The sequence below is a fragment of the Halalkalibacter sp. AB-rgal2 genome (genome assembly GCF_041821005.1).
Classification (GTDB): Bacteria; Bacillota; Bacilli; order Bacillales; family Bacillaceae_D; genus Halalkalibacter.
This window is the reverse complement of sequence record NZ_JBGUAV010000072.1, coordinates 1-704: the sequence shown is the minus strand read 5'-3', so window position 1 is coordinate 704 and position 704 is coordinate 1. Positions and strand designations below refer to the sequence as shown.

Genomic DNA, 704 nt, shown 5'->3' with positions numbered 1-704 from the left:
AAAAGTATCGAGGCTGGTATCAACGTAAAGACAATCATTGGGGATACGGCTTATTCAGAAAAAGGAAATATAGAATACACGAAAAAGAATGAAATCGATTTAGTAGCCAAGTTAAACCCTGCCGTTACACAAGGACAACGAAAAAAAGAAGATGAATTTGAGTTTAATAAAGATGCAGGAATGTATGTCTGTAAGGCAGGTCATATGGCCATACGAAAAGTTCGCCAAGGGAAGTCAGGTCTCCACAAAAACCCAACAGATTCATACTATTTTGACGTAGAAAAATGTAAAGTCTGTCCATTCAAAGAAGGTTGTTACAAACCAGGGGCAAAAAGCAAGAGCTATTCCGTAAGTATAAAATCAAATGAACAAAGGGAACAAGCAGAGTTCCAAGAAACAGATTATTTCAAACAAAAGTCGAAAGAACGTTATAAAATAGAAGCTAAAAATAGCGAATTAAAACACAGACACGGGTTTAAAATAGCAAAATCCTCGGGTCTAATTGGCATGGAAATGCAAGGTGCTATGGCAATTTTCACAGTCAATCTAAAACGGATAGTGAAACTACTGGATGAAAAGCAATAAAAGAATAGGACATATAACGATAAAAAAGCGACTTTTTAATTCTAAAATTGAATTAAAAGTCGCTTTTTTGATACTAACATAATAGACAATTGAAAATTCGTAAGTTTTTCAGTGGCCTC

1 protein-coding gene is annotated in these 704 nt (G+C 34.7%); it reads left to right on the top strand.

Annotated elements, in window-relative coordinates:
* Window positions 1–585 (top strand): transposase (locus ACERJO_RS21030; protein WP_373648783.1); only part of this gene is annotated, 585 nt, incomplete at its 5' end.
* Window positions 586–704 lie beyond the last annotated feature (119 nt).